This is a genomic window from Phormidesmis sp. 146-33, from assembly GCF_052939515.1.
In genome coordinates this window covers 17,593-33,327 of the sequence record NZ_JBJPHU010000078.1, presented here as the reverse complement: position 1 = coordinate 33,327, position 15,735 = coordinate 17,593, and the positions used below count along the sequence as shown (strand labels likewise).

The following is a 15,735-nucleotide window of genomic DNA, read 5'->3' as shown; positions in this document are numbered from 1 at the left end:
GCAAGACCTAAGCGGCAGGTGACATCGAAAATTCTATTCATGCAGGAGGTCTATTAACGACGTGTTTCTTTAAGCACCCAATAAGCTGAGGTTAGTGTCAGCAGAATTTGACCTATTTGCATAATGGGATCGAATCGCCAGCCATAAAGAACGAAAATAACACTACTGATGAGAAGAAAGACTGCAAGAACGATCGCTGCAACTCGCACAGGACGGCTAGACTGAGTAAAGAGTAACAATTTTAGCCCCAAATAAACTAACGCCAGTCCACTCAACGATGCAAAATTCAACTGAAAATTTACCATAATTTATGAACGATGATCTTGAACAATCCAATAGACATTTGAACTGACTAGAAGCAATTCACCAAACTGCATAATTGGATCAAATTGCCAACCATAGAAAACAAGAACTGAACCAGCTAGAACATAGAATGGAGCAAGAACAAGATCTTGAAGTAATGTTTCAACCCTAGAACTTCCATGAGCCATCAACTCTGATAGTGGCAAGAATAGCCCTAAAAGCACCAAAACCAACCCCAGAAGACCTACAGTACTAAACTGATAATTGACCATTTTGATTTTGGAACCTAGCTTTTCTGGTTCTGCTGAAGTATGTCGATTTTATGGTGGCGATCGTCTCAATTCAAGCCAAGCACAAAGTTCTGGAGTCGGTTGCACGATATGACCTTCGTACAAGAAAGCCAGTGTATTCAGTCTTGTTTTGATTCTTCTAAGCTGTCGAATTTCATTTAGGTGATTGAGAAGATAGCCCCGCTCATTCTGATGCTCTGACCAACTTTCTGCTTGCTTTCTGACTTCTAAATAAGACAAATTATTGAGTGCCCAATTCACAACAGTCTGAATGTCTAAAATTGGATGTCCCACAACCGAACCCAACTGCCTAATCATTCCGAGCCTCAACACCATTGCTGAATTGAGAAAAGATTCGTTGTCAGGAACACCTGTTGTTTGAGCCAGCTTTTCGTAGACTGAAACTGCAACTTCTGCCCACTTTAAAGCCGTCATGCGATCGCCTTCTACCCCAGAGTGAGCCATTGAGGTCGCCACTTCAGCCAAACCATCCCCTTTTGCCGGACTTTTTCAAATCCTAGCTTCCGAGCAACTTTGGCTAATTCGCTGGCTTTAGCTGGCATCTGCGACAACCAATTCAACGTCTTTGGGGAGCGATCTCTTCGAGTTACCCGCAAGGGGTCGTCCAGTTTCTTCGTACTCTTCTCCAATCATGTCAAATACGTTGAGTAACTCGGCGCGGGCTGCGTCTGGCGTTTCTCCCCAAGCATGGCAACCCGGAATCGCAGGTACATAAGCGATAAAAGTGCCGTTATCATCTGGACGAATCACAATTGTATAGTCTTGCAGAGATTTCATTGTGAGCAGTTTAAGGTAAATCGCTTCTGTCTTGACCGTAACATGAGGTTCTACCGTTGTTGAGCTTCTGCATAAGCTGCGTAAACGCCTTTGACGTTGTACCAGTTGAGAAAAATTCGGGCGACTTCGAGAGCGAGTTGGGGTTTGCCTTGATCAATTAGCCAGCGCAGCAGAGGAGCCATTGTGCGCTCATTGAGCAAACCGCCGATCGTCAATCCTCCCCACAACAAACGATGAATCCACGTCATTTGAATCATCATTCGTACATTCCAGGTGGGATGCTTTTGGTAAAACAAAACGCCCATGCGGCCGCGTTGAATTTCGATATCAATCAGTTTGGGAATCTGTTCCAAAGAAAAAGCGGGATGCCAATGATAACCAACCGCATCGGGACATTTGATCAGCTTCAAGCCCAACTTTTTGAGCCGAACGCCTAACTCCAAATCTTCCCAGCCGTAAAGCTGAAAGCCCGTGTCAAATAAGCCTGCTTCAATTAGCCAGTGACGCGCGATCGCCACATTCCCCGTCGCAAAATAGGCCGCCGAAAAGTCCGTCACCTTAAACGGCTCAGAGGTCGGATCGTCAAAATTAGCCGTATTGATCACTCGTCCGTAAGTGAAAAGGCGAGCAGGTTCACCTGTGCCAGAGGCATTGCCCAATTCTTTCTGACCATTGCTTAACGCTGCTGCATGGGATTTGAGAAAAACGTCCGTGACGACTAAATCGCTGTCGATAAAAATAATCGTGTCGCCGATCGCCTTCTCCACTCCCAAATTTCTCGCCGCCGATGCGCCTTTGTGATCCTGGCAAAACAGCTTGACGTGAGGAAACGCTTCAGAAGTCAGCCAATCGACCGTGCCATCTGTCGAGCCATCATCCACGACGACCACTTCATAGCCAGAGAACTGAGCACTGGACTGCTGACGTTCGAGCGCCCTCAAACACTTCTCTAAAATTGGCTTGCGATTATAAGTCGGAATCACAACGCTGAAAAACACAGGCTCTTCCTCAAAATGACAGCTTCACACCCCGATTCATGTCATTCAATTTTGACAGTTCTCAAGGCTGATTGAAGACGGGACGCTGAAACAGAGACTTTTGATCCGAGTTGTCTGCTTGAGTCTGGTACTATCTACGCAATAAACGGCTACATCCGGCGATCGTCAGATTTCTGTGCATCTCCGGACATTCCAAAAGAAAGATAAGCTGCATAATTGTAAACTTGTTGTTCTACACAATTTGGGTAAATTCATGGGTCGCGCCAAAAAGGTTGTGCTGGCATATTCAGGTGGGGTTGATACGTCGGTTTGTATTCCTTACCTTAAGCAAGAGTGGGGAGTTGAAGAGGTCATCACGTTAGCGGCAGATTTGGGTCAGGGAGATGAGCTAGAGCCAATTCGCGAGAAGGCCTTGAAGTCTGGAGCGAGTCAGTCTCTGATCGCAGACGCGACCCAAAGTTTTGTCAAAGATTATGCGTTTCCGTCAATCCAAGCGAATGCACTGTACGAAAATCGCTATCCCCTTTCGACCGCTCTGGCGCGGCCCTTAATCGCCAAACTATTAGTAGACACTGCCGCCGAACATGGAGCCGATGCGGTCGCCCACGGATGCACCGGAAAGGGCAACGATCAAGTGAGATTTGATGTCTCGATCGCCGCTCTCAATCCCGATCTCAAAGTGCTGGCCCCCGCTAGAGAATGGGGCATGAGCCGCGAAGAAACGATCGCTTACGGAGAACGCTACGGCATCGAATCTCCGGTTAAGAAAAAATCGCCCTACAGCATCGATCGCAACCTGCTTGGACGCAGCATCGAAGCCGGCCCGCTCGAAGACCCCTACCACGAGCCGCTTGAAGAAATCTACTTGATGACCAAAGCGATCGCCGATACGCCCAACGACCCTGAATATATAGAAATCGGCTTTGAGCGCGGACTTCCGGTGAGTTTGAATGGTTTGGCACTGAGTCCGATCGAGTTGATTACGCAACTAAATACGATCGCTGGCAACCACGGAGTCGGCCGCATCGACATGATCGAAAACCGTCTCGTCGGCATCAAATCCCGCGAAATCTACGAAGCCCCTGCGTTGTTGGTTCTAATCCAGGCGCACCGCGATTTGGAGAGCTTAACCCTGACCGCAGATGTCACCCACTACAAGCGAGGCATCGAGGAAACCTACTCGCAAATGATCTACAACGGTCTCTGGTACAGTCCGCTGAAGGGTGCGTTAGATGCCTTTGTACAACAGACTCAAGAGCGAGTCACCGGATCGGTCAGAGTGAAGTTTTTGAAAGGGAACGCGGCGATCGTCGGTCGGCAGTCCACCTACTCTCTCTACACGCCCGATCTGGCAACCTATGGCGCAGACGACAAATTTGACCACAAAGCCGCCGAAGGCTTCATCTACGTTTGGGGCTTGCCTACCCGCGTCTGGTCACAAAATCTGCGGAAATAAAAGCCGTTAGGAATTGAATGAGAAGGGACGATCGTGACGATCGTCTTTTTTTTCCTCCCTCCTCCCTCCTCCCTCCTCCCTCCTCCCTCCTCGTTCTCTCTCCTTTTTTCTCTCCAAAAACTTCCCCCCTTCCCACTTTTTCCTCGCACCTTGGGCAACCTTAAATCACGACCCTTCCTAAAAGTCGTCACTAGTAACGCAAGCAAGGTAAACGACAGGCATGACGAGACTCACTCCTCGGCATCTAGACGCAGAAAACAAAGAGCCAATCCCAGACACCTACCCCATAGCCACCAGTCTGCAACCGCTCAAAGAATCGGATTGGCTGCTGAGGACGGTCGTAGAAAATCTGAATGATGGCGTGGTGATCACCGATTTACAAGACTGCGTTTTGCACGTCAACTCGCGCATGGCCAAACTCGTCGGCTGCACCATCGCAGAAATGATCGGCAAACCGTCTGGGCAATTTTTCTCAGCGATCGAAGGTTGGCTCCAATTTCACGCCGGGCAAGCCACTCAAGGACGACAGCGCTTTTATGGCTGGAAGGAAGGACAACTTCAGCGCAAAGACGGTCGAAAATTTTGGGCAGAAGTCAACGCTACTCTATTGTGCAACAATTCTGGAGAACCCACCGGAACGCTAATCACCGTCAAAGATATCACCGAACGCAAATGGCTCGAAGAATATCTGCGATTGCTAGAATCAGTCGTCGTGAATGCCAACGAGATAGTTATGATCTCACAGGCAGAACCAACCGAAGACCCTCTCAGTTTGCGAATCGTCTACATTAATGATGCGTTTCTACGAGTGACAGGCTACAACTCATCAGAAGTGATTGGCAAGTCGGCTCATCTTTTGCTGGGAATAGACACCGCTGAGAGTGAGGTCGATCGCATTCGGGCTGCCCTACTCAAATACGAGGCCGTCAAAGCCGAATTGATTCTCCATCGCAAAGATGACACTCCGTTTTGGGTCGATCTCAATTCTGTGCCGATTCGAGACGAACAAGGTAAAGTGACTCACTTTGTCTCCGTCATGCGCGAAGTCACCGAACGCAAACAAGTCGAAGAACAACTGCGCCGCAATGCGTTTCATGATTCGTTAACGGGGTTGCCCAATCGTCTGCTGTTTATGGAGCGGCTGTCTCACACGGTCGATCGCCTCAAACAAAACCCCGATCTCCAGTTTGCCGTCTTGTTTTTGGATCTCGATCGCTTCAAAGTGATCAACGATAGTTTGGGTCACATGATTGGCGATCAGTTGTTGGTCGCGATCGCTCGTCGCCTCGAAGCCTGTGTGAGTCAGCAAGATACCGTTTCTCGTCTGGGCGGTGACGAATTCACCATTTTGCTCGAAAGCATTCGAGATGTCGAAGATGCTACCAAAATTGCTGAACAGGTACATCAGGCGCTCTCGACTCCGTTTGATTTGAATGGACATGAGGTATTTACGTCGGCGAGTATTGGCATCACCATGAGTACGACTGCTTTTGAGCGTCCTGAAGATCTGCTGAGGGGGGCAGATATTGCGATGTATCGAGCCAAGGCCTCTGGTAAAGCCTGTCACGAAATTTTTGACACAGACATGCACACGCGAGTCGTCAATCTGCTGCAACTAGAAAACGATTTGCGGCGGGCCGTCGAGCGTCAAGAATTTTTGCTGCATTATCAGCCGATCGTCGCCCTGGCCACCGGAAGAATCGTCGGCTTTGAGGCTTTAGTTCGCTGGCAGCATCCCGATCAGGGCATGGTTTCACCGATCAAGTTTGTACCGATTGCCGAAGAGACGGGGTTGATTATTCCGCTGGGGCAGTGGGTTTTAAAAGAAGCCTGTCAGCAAATGAAACGCTGGCAAACTCGCTTTCCTCAAGATCCGCCTCTGAGCATCAGCGTCAATCTGTCGAGTCGCCAATTTTCTCAGCCCAGTCTGATTAGTCAAATTCGCCAACTGCTTGCGGATACTGGATTGGATGCTCACAGTCTCAAGCTAGAAATCACCGAAAGCGCCATCATGGAAAACACCGAATCGGCGATGGATATGCTGCTACAACTCAAGGCGATGGGCATTCAGCTTTCGGTCGATGACTTTGGGACGGGCTATTCGTCGCTGGGCTATTTGTATCGGTTTCCAATGGATTTGCTCAAGGTCGATCGCTCGTTTATTAGCCGTGTCGATGTCGATGGCGAAAAGCTAGAACTGGTTCGCACGATCATTACTCTGGCCTGGAATCTGGGCATGGATGTGGTGGCCGAAGGCGTAGAAACGACCAAACAACTCGCTCAACTCAAGGCGCTCAAGTGCGAATATGCTCAAGGTTATTTGTTTTCTAAACCTCTGAGCCGCAAAGACGCTGAGAAACTGATGAATATTGACCACCCGTTTAAGCATTTGGCTCAAGTGTTGCCGCCTAACGGACGAGCGATCGAACCCGCAGATTTTTGAGGCGATCGCTCCCCAACTTCGCCAGCCCAACGCTCGAAAGACGAAGAACTGTGCGATCGCGGACGTATTCAAATCCTATGCGACCCGTCACCTCCCAACCTTCACGAAACATCCTTGCCAAAGTCAACACCGACAAGTCTGCGCGATCGTGATCAATCACCTTGACTTTCGATTCACCAACCCGTTCTCAAAACTGTTGATGTTCGGTTGAACGACAACACTAAAAGACCGGATTCAGTGACTTTCGGGCTGGTCGGCATAACGCTCGTGTTCAGGGGCGGCTATTAACCCTTGCATCTCACCGAGAACCTTTATTCCGTCCGCTGCAACACGGTTGTTAGCCCGTTCTGGCATTATTGGCAAGCCTACTAAATGCAAAACAGTTAGAGTGAAGCTAACTCTATTAAACAGCTAAACTCCTTATGTAGTTTTCTACCGATTGATCAGGTAACGATAAATCATCATTGAGATCATCAACCATCTTATGGTGTTGATTGTGTGGTGATGGTGCAAACAATACTCGATAATCCTCAGCTATGATCTCCCTGTCGCACCTATTCCAGCCCATAGAATAATCATGAGAATAACTTTCTGGATTCAACGATCTGAGTTGATAATAGCTATGGGGCAACCTTTGACTCATATCTATACCCTGATTAATAGCCAAATAAGACAAAGTCCAATGATGCCCATATTCGTGGGCTAGAGTTCTCATCAAAGAGTCCATAGTTTTTAGATAGAAGTAATTCAACACAATCACAGCAGTCATAGCTACGATGTTAGACGAATCGTCAGGATCGTAGTGGAATCTTGCTGTCCAATATCCGAAGTAATTAGTTGCCCCATCATTGCGAATCCTAATAACATCGAGAAGATTGATGTCTAATTCATCAGAGAGCAATTTATTAGCAATAAAAGTAACGAGTTCATTATAATCTTCTTGATTAAGTTTTCCAGTTCTGTCATCTATACGTATGAACATATTTAATTAGTCAAAGCTCCCCTAATAACATATCGAAGTAATTGAAATCAAGTATTAGCGTTAGAAGAATGAGGCGGCAGCTTCTTAATTTCTTTCAATGTTACCCCTTCAAAATCATCATCAAGACCTGGAGCAGTCGAGATAATAATCTCTCTACCACGATCTCTCCTAATTTTACGGTGCTCCTCTACTTCTTGGTAAATGACTGTTGGAGCTTCTTCAACTAGTCGCCCAGCCTTCATATCTGCTAGATGTTCACGGAGTTCTTCTAACTCATCATCAGGTATACCAGCTCTAACAGCTTCTTCAATTAAAAACTCGATTTCTCTAGAACCAACAGAAGTGGTATTCTTTAGAGCAGTATTAACCTTTGACATTGCATCTTTATAGTAGAGCGATTCGATTTCATCCGTTGTAGAAGTATCTCTAGGAATTTCGATTTCCTTGATTATTCTAGAGCGCACTCTAAAAGCAGCAAGCAAGAAAGAAACATTTTCTAGAAAAACAATGTCACTTTCAGTAAATTCATGAACGTAGCCTGTGAATAGCGAAAGAGTTCCAATGACTTTTCCAAGCATTAATAAAGGAAAACAAATAAAGGATTTAAGGTTTTGAGACTTAACCCATTCAAAATTGTTAAATTCGTCCTCTCTTTTTGCTATGTCTTCAACTTTTTCATATCTTCCGGACTGAAAGACTTTTCCTACAATTTTCTGACCCATCGCTCTAGGCTCGTCAACCCTACCTACCCAGCCCTTTTTATCACCATCAGAATGCGCCTTATCAGTGACAAACAGGCTTTGACCATCAAACGTAAGCCTTACGATACAAACTTTGTAAGGCATTAAGTAATCTACCAATTTATTGGCTATTGTCTTATAGACAGACTGCTCCGTTGTATGAACGGGCACATTTTCTAGTGTAGGGTCTGCTAGCACTTTAACTATATCTGCAAATATTTTATCTTCATCTTTTTTTCGCAGTCTAGAAATTGCTGCTGCAACATGCGCCCCAACTATTGTTAACCAGCAAACATCTGAGTCAGAGTAAACTAAGTTAGAATCAGCTCCACCAGTCTCCGGATTGACTCTGTTGACAACCTCAATAGTTCCAAAAGTTCTATGTGTCCCGTTTAGAGGTACAGAAATTCCACATCTCAAAAAACCCAACTTCTCAGAATATTCTTTTCCATAAATAAAGTCATCGACCTCTTTATCAAGATCAAGCCGATTTGACCAATAAGGCTCACCATATGGTTTGCCATAGGCGGCTCTGCCCGAAAAACTTTGCCCTGGCTTATATTTTTCATCATGCAACCAGGAAGCCTCTATAACATCACCACCTCTGTCCACCCCGTTCATTTCATACCTTTCCAAAAAACCATCCTTAGAGAACAAAAAAATAGAGATCACTTGCGGAGAAAGCTTTTTCTTAACCTCCAAAAAAGTTTCCTCGACGATAAGACCTACATTTGGAAATGTGAGTATGGTGTTCCCGAATTTCCGTAATTCAGTGATCTCTTGAAGACTTATTCCAGATTCCATAGGTATGTGATGAGTATCGGCATAAATCCTGGCATCTACAATCGTAGCCCTCAGACGAAGCAATCGCGAACTATCTTAAGAGTTAAATCACACAGATTTTTTCTATTAAAGCATAAATTTAAATTTGAGTAAATGCCAGAGATCAAGTTGAATACACTTGTACGCATTTTGCTAGTTCCTTACCAGTCATAGCTGCCATACAGAATGCTTTTAGAAACTTGCTGCTGAGTACCGAGAAACAAGTTTGTGGATTTGTGGACTCTTAGAAATAGTCCCTCCTGGTAACGCAGAGAGGGCTAACAATTGATCAGACTGAAGCTTCAGAGCTTATGCAGACTATTATCCGCATAAGTCTCTCTCGAGAGCGTTATCTAGAACCTTCGCGGCATAAAATCTGATGAAGGATCTTATCCAGAGGACTTTCCGTATAACTCTCCTAGTGAGGATCTTATGCAGCAATTTATCCGTATATTAGCCACGCTTAAAGTTTTCGTCAAGAGAAATCTAAGTAGATTCTCAGAACTCAAATGTACTAATCAAGTTTCACGCTCTCCACGGATAACACACATCAGCGTCAGGAGAGACCCATGCAGCCACTACCCAAAAAATTGCTCGACCAGGTTCGGGAGATTATTCGGTTCAATGGGTGAGCAGCGCATCACTAAACTTAAGATTTCTAGGATTCAAAAAAACGAGAAACTTGTGTAAGATGTCCGCAGGTGGAGATCACGCCCCGGAAATCTGATCTAGGAAATCAAATCTCCGAGGACTTCCACCTAAGTTAAACGTACTAACTTCGGAGGCGTTCATGATTGTACTACGTCTGCTTTGCGATGGGATCTTGAAAGGTTGGAATCAAGATCCTGCATACGCTTTCCATTCCTGGGGAACGATCGAACCGTCGTCGTTCCCGTCCTCTTTGAATTAAATAGAGAGGATAAAAACATGGCAGTTAGGAGATATTTTCCTGACTCGGTTTCGTTTGGCTTTGAGTTGCACTGCTCATCGGTTAGACGCTATCGAGTCATGGTGACATTGGATTTGCAAGAGCGGTTTATCTTTATGCCGTCTGGCATTCTCTCAGATGTCATCGATTCAATGGACGAGTTTATTGACCAACTGAGTGAAGTGGCATCAACGAAACTGGCAATACTCAAGTGGGATGGCAGTAGTGATTTAACGACTGAATACCAGATCATTCGAGTGTTGTCGGGTTATCAAGTGCAGCGATCGTTAATGAAGTTCAACATGGTCATTGGCGATAGTTCATTAATTCACTTGGAAGAATTGCACGACAAAAAGACGATTCAACTGTAGAAGATTTGGGAGTTCGATCGCATTACATCGATCGTGCTTTGGGACTCCCTTTTCTGAATCTCTGAAACTCAGAAGCGATCGCCCTGTCCCTTTCTACTGAGATTTAAATTTCTAATTCTATAATCCAATTTCTAGCTGTCCGGCTGTGTTTTCCTGCACCGTTGGCTTTTCGCTGCGTCCTTTGCGAAGTCCGATCGCAATCTTGCTGTGTTTCTCAATTTGGCTCATCACCTGTCGGGCACGTTGAATCACAGAACTGGGCAACCCTGCCAACCGTCCCGCCTCGATGCCATAGGAGCGATCGGCACCTCCCGGCTGGACTTTGTGCAAAAAGATAATCTGATCGGGCATTTCTTTGACGGTCACCTGATAGTTGGCGACATTCGGCAAGATGGAAGCTAACTCGTTAAGTTCGTGATAGTGAGTGGCGAAGATGGTTCTGGCTCGGATTTGAGTGGCTAAATGTTCGGCAACGGCCCAGGCGATCGACAATCCGTCAAAGGTGGCCGTTCCCCGTCCAATTTCGTCGAGCAAAACGAGCGATCGCTCCGTGGCGTGATTGAGAATATTCGCGGTTTCGTTCATCTCAACCATGAAAGTAGATTGACCTGTCGCCAAATCATCGACCGCTCCGACACGAGTAAAGACGCGATCGCACACACTCAACTCGGCCGCTTGAGCCGGGACAAAACTCCCTACCTGTGCCATGAGTTGGATCAGACCAATCTGACGCAGATAACAGCTTTTTCCACTTGCGTTGGGGCCAGTGAGAACGATCAGATCGGGTGAGGAGGGAGGAGGGAGGAGGGAGGAGGGAGTGCCCAGAGTGGCTGAATTGGGGACGAAAAAGCCTGCTGGAAGTGACTGCTCGACAACGGGGTGACGGCCTTCTGTGATTTGAATGGTGCGACCTTCAAGCATTTGAGGGCGACAGTAGCCCTGGTAGACGGCGACTTCGGCCAGTCCAGCCAGCGCATCGACGGCAGCCACCGATCGCGCCACTTTGCGAATTAGTTCGGCTTGTTCTCCGACTTCCGATCGCAGTCCCGCAAAAATTTCGTACTCTAAGGCTCCCAATTCTTTACGGGCGTTGAGAATGCGGTTTTCTCGTTCTTTGAGTTCTGTGGTGATGTAGCGTTCTTCGTTGACGAGGGTTTGCTTGCGATCGTATTCCGGGGGCACCTGTCCAGCTTTGGTGCGAGAAATGCTGATGAAGTAACCAAACGTTTTGCTGTACCCTACTTTCAGCGTCGGAATTTTGGTGCGTTCTCGTTCAGAGACTTCTAGTTGGGCCAACCACGCTTCATCGTCGGCGGCTTGCTGGCGCATTTCATCCAGTTGAGGCACAATGCCTTCGCGAATTAATCCCCCTTCTTTGAGCGCCAGAGGTGGACGTTCGACCAGACGGCTGTGTAAATGTTTGCCCAACTGTTCGAGAATCGGCGGCACCTGCTGAACGGCTTTGAGGTAAGGCGATCGCGACTCTGCTACCAGCCTTCCTAAATCAGGCAATTTGCCCAATGACTCGGCTAATCCGACCAGATCGCGCGGGCTGGCTGTCCCCGATCCGGCTCGACCTGCCAACCGTTCGAGGTCATAGATTTGTCGCAGCAGCTTTTGTAAATCTTCTCGCAGCGTGCCATTTTCGACCAGTTCTTGCAGCGTGTCCTGTCTAGCTCGAATGCCTGCAACGTCTAACAACGGCTGTAACAACCAGCGACGCAGCGCCCGACTGCCCATCGGCGTGACGGTACGATCGAGCGCCCACAACAGCGACCCGTGAAAAGTACCATCTCGCGAGGTTTGCGTGATCTCCAGATTGCGGCGCGTCTGATTGTCTAGCGTCAGATATTCTGTCAGCGTATAGGTGCAGATCGGCTGAAGCGGAATCTGAGTTTCTTTTTGGGTGTCTTCCAGATATTCCAGCAGGCCGCCAGCAGCGCGAACGGCTAGAGGCAAATGTTCGCAGCCCAACCCTTCGAGCGATCGCACCCGAAACCGCTGCAACAATCGCTGTCTCGCTTCGACCTGAGAAAAGGGAGCCTGGGGACGAAAGGTATAGCAAAACTGCGTCGGCAAACTGTCAGGAAGGTGAGCCGATTTTTCTCCCGGTCGCAGCAGTCCTCCCAGGTCAGGCGCATTCGTGGGAAACAAAATTTCCGCAGGTTGCAGCCGCATCAATTCCTGAGTCAGTTGATCGAGCGTCGAGGATTGCGTCGTCTGAAACTCCCCAGTTGAAATGTCTGCATACGCCAGTCCCCAATGATTTCCGGCGATCACAATGGCGGCTAGGTAGTTATTGCGCCGAGCATTCAACATGCCTTCTTCGAGCAGCGTTCCGGGTGTGACGACCCGCGTAATTTCTCGCCGCACCAGATTGCCCTGAGCTTCCGCAGCGTCTTCGACCTGATCACAGACGGCGATCGCGTACCCTTTCTCCACCAGCAGCGCACAATAGCGATCGAGCGCATGATGAGGAATGCCCGACAGCGGAACGCGCCCCACTTCTTTGCCGCCATCTTTGGAGGTGAGAACGATTTCTAGCTCACGCGAGACGACTAGCGCATCTTGAAAAAACGTCTCAAAAAAATCGCCGACTCGATACAGCAAAATCGCATGAGGATACTGGTCTTTAATCTCCGCATAGTGACGTAACATCGGAGTGAGATCTTGACGATTGACCGATCGATGGTCAGCATACCGAACCGCATGTTTGATCAACCGTTCGGGAACGCCGTTAGAGTCTGGATCAGTCGGTGCCGGATGAGAAACAGTCATGAATATCAGTACAAGTCTACTAAAACTTACTTTAATCCTAGCTTTCCTGAGTCTATAGCGGTTTTTGATGTTTTGAGTTCACGCATTCTCGCGCCTGCTACAATCCCTGTCTATGAGTGTCACTGTCCCTCTTCAAGATATAACGTTGCGCCCGGCGATCGCTGCCGATGTCGATTGGGGTGCGCCTTTGATGTTTGCGTCGGGGCCGGCTCTATTTGGCTATGTGTTTGCGTCTGAGCCACCGGAGGCAGCAGAAACCCTCCGTCAGGCGTTTGGGTTTGCAGGACACGCCTTTAGTTTTGACCATGCTCAAGTGTTAGAAGTCGCTGACGAACCCGTTGGGCTAATCATCGCGTATCGAGGCAACGTCAAGCGCAAGGCAGAAGAAAAAGTGCAGGGCGTGATGGCGCGAATCTTACCGCTCAAAAAGCTCCCCGGAATTTTGATGAATGTGGCGGATCTGACTCGCATCAAACAAGATGTCGCCCTGAATGACTATTACATTCTCAGTCTCAGCATTGCTCCAGAATGGCAGGGTCAAGGATTGGGGACGGCTGTCTTAAAGGATGCCGAAATTGAAGCTCAGGAGTTGGGCTGTCGATCGATTTGTCTGGATGTCCCCTACAGCAACGATCGCGCCAAAGCCTTGTTTGAACGATTAGGCTATCAAGTAGTCGCCAGCCGAACCAGCGATCGCTTTCAGCAAGCTACCCAGGTAGGCGGACTCCACCGAATGGAAAAGCGCTTTGGTTGAACTTATCTGAGAATCTGTTTGAAAAATATAGCAATCCTAAATGAGTCATGAACAGATTTTTGTCGCTCCGTTCCAGTCCGCTTCGCCCCCTAAATCCCCCATTCTGGGGGACTTTGAAACTGGGGAATGTCTCTTGAAATCTAGGAAGTCTCTCAGCTCAAAGTCCCCCAATTTTGGGGGATTTAGGGGGCACGATCAAGTCTGCATTTCACGAGTGATTTGGGATTGCCATAGATAGACCGGGATTTCGGTAAAGTGGTTTGTATGCTAAAGCCCCACGTCCTCAAATCTAGAACTCTCAGCATCACGATCGCCCTCCTCAGCGGCATCCTCATGGGATTGACTCCCGCCCCTCTCAACCTCTGGCCCCTCGCTTGGATCGCTCTCGCCCCCCTGTGGATTATCCTCATCCCTCATTCCTCATCCCTCATCCCTCCCTTAGTTTGGGGAATCGCCTACCACGGAATCGCCCTCTCGTGGATCACAGGCTTACATCCCTTAACCTGGCTGGGAGTGCCTTGGCTGGCGAGTGTGGCGATCGTCTTTTTTGCGTGGGCGTTTATCACTCTATTGGGAGCCGGAACCGTCTGTTTGTGGGCGTGGGGCATGAGAAAATTGGGTCAGGTGGGGTCTGGGCTGCGCGTTCTCATCGGGACGGCGTTGTGGTGCGGGCTAGAAACGATTCGGTTGATGGGGCCGCTGGATTGGACATCCCTTTCTTACACCCAAAGTCCGTATAATTTGGCGATTTTGCATCTGGGTCAAATTTCTGGAGCGATGACGGTGACAGCGGCGATCGTAGCAGTCAATGGTTTAATCGCAGAAGCCTGGATTGCTCGACGAGTCCAGAGAAGTCGGCTTTTGGGGGGGGCGATCTCTTCGAGACATCTGCAAGCGATCGCTCTATGCTTAATCTTGCATCTAATCGGTTTTGGGTTATACAGTCGTCCGCTGGTCGAAGTGCCAGAAGCCTCACTCAAAGTCGGCATTATTCAGGGCAACGTTCCCACTCGGATCAAGCTGTTTGCAGATGGATTGCGGCGGGCACTTGAGGGCTACAGTGCAGGCTACCGAACCTTAGCCGATCAGGGCGTGGATGCCGTGTTGATGCCAGAAGGAGCGCTTCCGTTTCAGTGGCAGGGGACGAATCGAACTCAGAATGTCGTCTATCAAGCGATTTTAGAGAAAAAAGTAACGGCGTGGCTGGGAACCTTTGTGCCCCAGGGAGAACAGTATACTCAGAGCTTGCTGACGATCGCGCCCAATGGTGAAACGCTCGGCCGCTACAACAAAGTCAAACTCGTTCCTTTAGGCGAATACACCCCATTTCAGGAAGTGTTGGGCGGACTGTTTAATCGATTGTCTCCCATTCGAGCCGATATGCTGCCCGGATTGATGAATCAGCGCTTTGAAACGCCGTTTGGTCAGGCCGCTGTCGGGATTTGCTACGATTCAGCCTTTCCAGAATTGTTTCGCGCTCAGGTGGCAGACGGCGCACAGTTTATTCTGACGGCTTCTAATCTTGACCCCTACAGCACCACACTGATGGAGCAGCATCAAGCACACGACTTGATGAGAGCGATTGAAACCGATCGCTGGTCTGCTCGCGCCACAAATACGGGCTACTCCAGCATCATCGATCCGCGAGGTCATGTGCAGTGGCGATCGCAGCCCAACCAGTATGAGATTCACGCTGGCACCCTCTATCGCCGCCAAACCCAAACCCTTTATGTGAAATGGGGCAATTGGATTACGCCGTTGCTCATTGGAATGGGCGCGATCGGCTTAGGAATGCACTGGAAGCGGGAGCGATCAACCTAAAAAATTGTGAATTCAAATTCAATGGATCTCTCTGCTACGGTTGCAGATTCGGTAGCCCCTAAATCCTCCACGAGTAGAGGACTCTGAGCCAGCAATCTTATCTTAACGTGAATTCGATGAGAGTTTTTCCGCTTCGTTGTTCACGGCTTTTGCCCCCCAACCCCCCAATTTTGGGGGACTTTAAGAGAGGAGTTCTGGTTCAAAGTCCCTCACTCGTGGGGGATTTAGGGGGCGTTCCTGGAGCTAAAAGC

General features: G+C 48.4%; 14 protein-coding genes. 5 read left to right on the top strand and 9 right to left on the bottom strand.

Annotated features, from left to right (window positions below; genetic code table 11):
* Nucleotides 1-53: 53 nt before the first annotated feature.
* The 5 genes from ACJ2PR_RS24675 to ACJ2PR_RS24655 form a co-directional block, all read right to left on the bottom strand.
* Entirely contained in the window at nucleotides 54-305 is a 252-nt protein-coding gene (locus tag ACJ2PR_RS24675; protein WP_446878931.1) for a Ycf66 family protein, read from the bottom strand.
* A gap of 3 nt (nucleotides 306-308) precedes the next feature.
* Nucleotides 309-575 (bottom strand): Ycf66 family protein, encoded by a 267-nt coding sequence (locus ACJ2PR_RS24670; protein WP_446878930.1) that lies wholly within the window; start codon nucleotides 573-575, stop codon nucleotides 309-311.
* 48 nt (nucleotides 576-623) lie between these two features.
* Entirely contained in the window at nucleotides 624-1,058 is a 435-nt protein-coding gene (locus tag ACJ2PR_RS24665; RefSeq protein ID WP_446878929.1) for a hypothetical protein, read from the bottom strand.
* 87 nt (nucleotides 1,059-1,145) lie between these two features.
* Nucleotides 1,146-1,391: a type II toxin-antitoxin system HicB family antitoxin gene (locus tag ACJ2PR_RS24660; RefSeq protein ID WP_446878928.1), complete on the bottom strand. Its 246-nt coding sequence runs from the start codon at nucleotides 1,389-1,391 to the stop codon at nucleotides 1,146-1,148.
* A 50-nt stretch (nucleotides 1,392-1,441) separates the two neighbouring features.
* Complete coding sequence (locus ACJ2PR_RS24655) at nucleotides 1,442-2,389, bottom strand: glycosyltransferase family 2 protein (protein ID WP_446878927.1); 948 nt, start codon at nucleotides 2,387-2,389, stop codon at nucleotides 1,442-1,444.
* Nucleotides 2,390-2,642: 253 nt separating this feature from the next.
* On the opposite strand from ACJ2PR_RS24655, the gene ACJ2PR_RS24650 reads away from it, so the two are divergent.
* On the top strand, nucleotides 2,643-3,845 hold the full coding sequence (locus ACJ2PR_RS24650) for an argininosuccinate synthase (RefSeq protein ID WP_446878926.1): 1,203 nt from the start codon (nucleotides 2,643-2,645) through the stop codon (nucleotides 3,843-3,845).
* 220 nt (nucleotides 3,846-4,065) lie between these two features.
* Nucleotides 4,066-6,288 (top strand): EAL domain-containing protein, encoded by a 2,223-nt coding sequence (locus ACJ2PR_RS24645; protein WP_446878925.1) that lies wholly within the window; start codon nucleotides 4,066-4,068, stop codon nucleotides 6,286-6,288.
* Here ACJ2PR_RS24645 and ACJ2PR_RS24640 read toward each other — a convergent pair.
* From ACJ2PR_RS24640 to ACJ2PR_RS24630, 3 genes are all read right to left on the bottom strand, one after another.
* Complete coding sequence (locus ACJ2PR_RS24640) at nucleotides 6,254-6,448, bottom strand: hypothetical protein (RefSeq protein WP_446878924.1); 195 nt, start codon at nucleotides 6,446-6,448, stop codon at nucleotides 6,254-6,256. The two genes, ACJ2PR_RS24645 and ACJ2PR_RS24640, sit on opposite strands and share 35 nt — an antisense overlap.
* A gap of 243 nt (nucleotides 6,449-6,691) precedes the next feature.
* Complete coding sequence (locus tag ACJ2PR_RS24635) at nucleotides 6,692-7,270, bottom strand: hypothetical protein (RefSeq protein WP_446878923.1); 579 nt, start codon at nucleotides 7,268-7,270, stop codon at nucleotides 6,692-6,694.
* 47 nt (nucleotides 7,271-7,317) lie between these two features.
* The gene (locus ACJ2PR_RS24630; protein ID WP_446878922.1) at nucleotides 7,318-8,814 is read right to left on the bottom strand and encodes a GAF domain-containing protein; all 1,497 of its coding nucleotides are present in this window, start codon (nucleotides 8,812-8,814) and stop codon (nucleotides 7,318-7,320) included.
* A gap of 945 nt (nucleotides 8,815-9,759) precedes the next feature.
* Here ACJ2PR_RS24630 and ACJ2PR_RS24625 point away from each other — a divergent pair.
* Nucleotides 9,760-10,131, top strand: a complete 372-nt coding sequence (locus ACJ2PR_RS24625) for a hypothetical protein (protein ID WP_446871739.1) — start codon at nucleotides 9,760-9,762, stop codon at nucleotides 10,129-10,131.
* Nucleotides 10,132-10,248: 117 nt separating this feature from the next.
* Here the strand turns inward: ACJ2PR_RS24625 and mutS are convergent, their stop codons facing one another.
* Nucleotides 10,249-12,909: a DNA mismatch repair protein MutS gene (gene mutS / locus ACJ2PR_RS24620; RefSeq protein ID WP_446878921.1), complete on the bottom strand. Its 2,661-nt coding sequence runs from the start codon at nucleotides 12,907-12,909 to the stop codon at nucleotides 10,249-10,251.
* Between the two features lie 112 nt (nucleotides 12,910-13,021).
* On the opposite strand from mutS, the gene ACJ2PR_RS24615 reads away from it, so the two are divergent.
* Entirely contained in the window at nucleotides 13,022-13,663 is a 642-nt protein-coding gene (locus tag ACJ2PR_RS24615) for a GNAT family N-acetyltransferase (RefSeq protein ID WP_446861255.1), read from the top strand.
* 264 nt (nucleotides 13,664-13,927) lie between these two features.
* Nucleotides 13,928-15,484 (top strand): apolipoprotein N-acyltransferase, encoded by a 1,557-nt coding sequence (gene lnt, locus ACJ2PR_RS24610; protein ID WP_446878920.1) that lies wholly within the window; start codon nucleotides 13,928-13,930, stop codon nucleotides 15,482-15,484.
* Nucleotides 15,485-15,735: the final 251 nt, after the last annotated feature.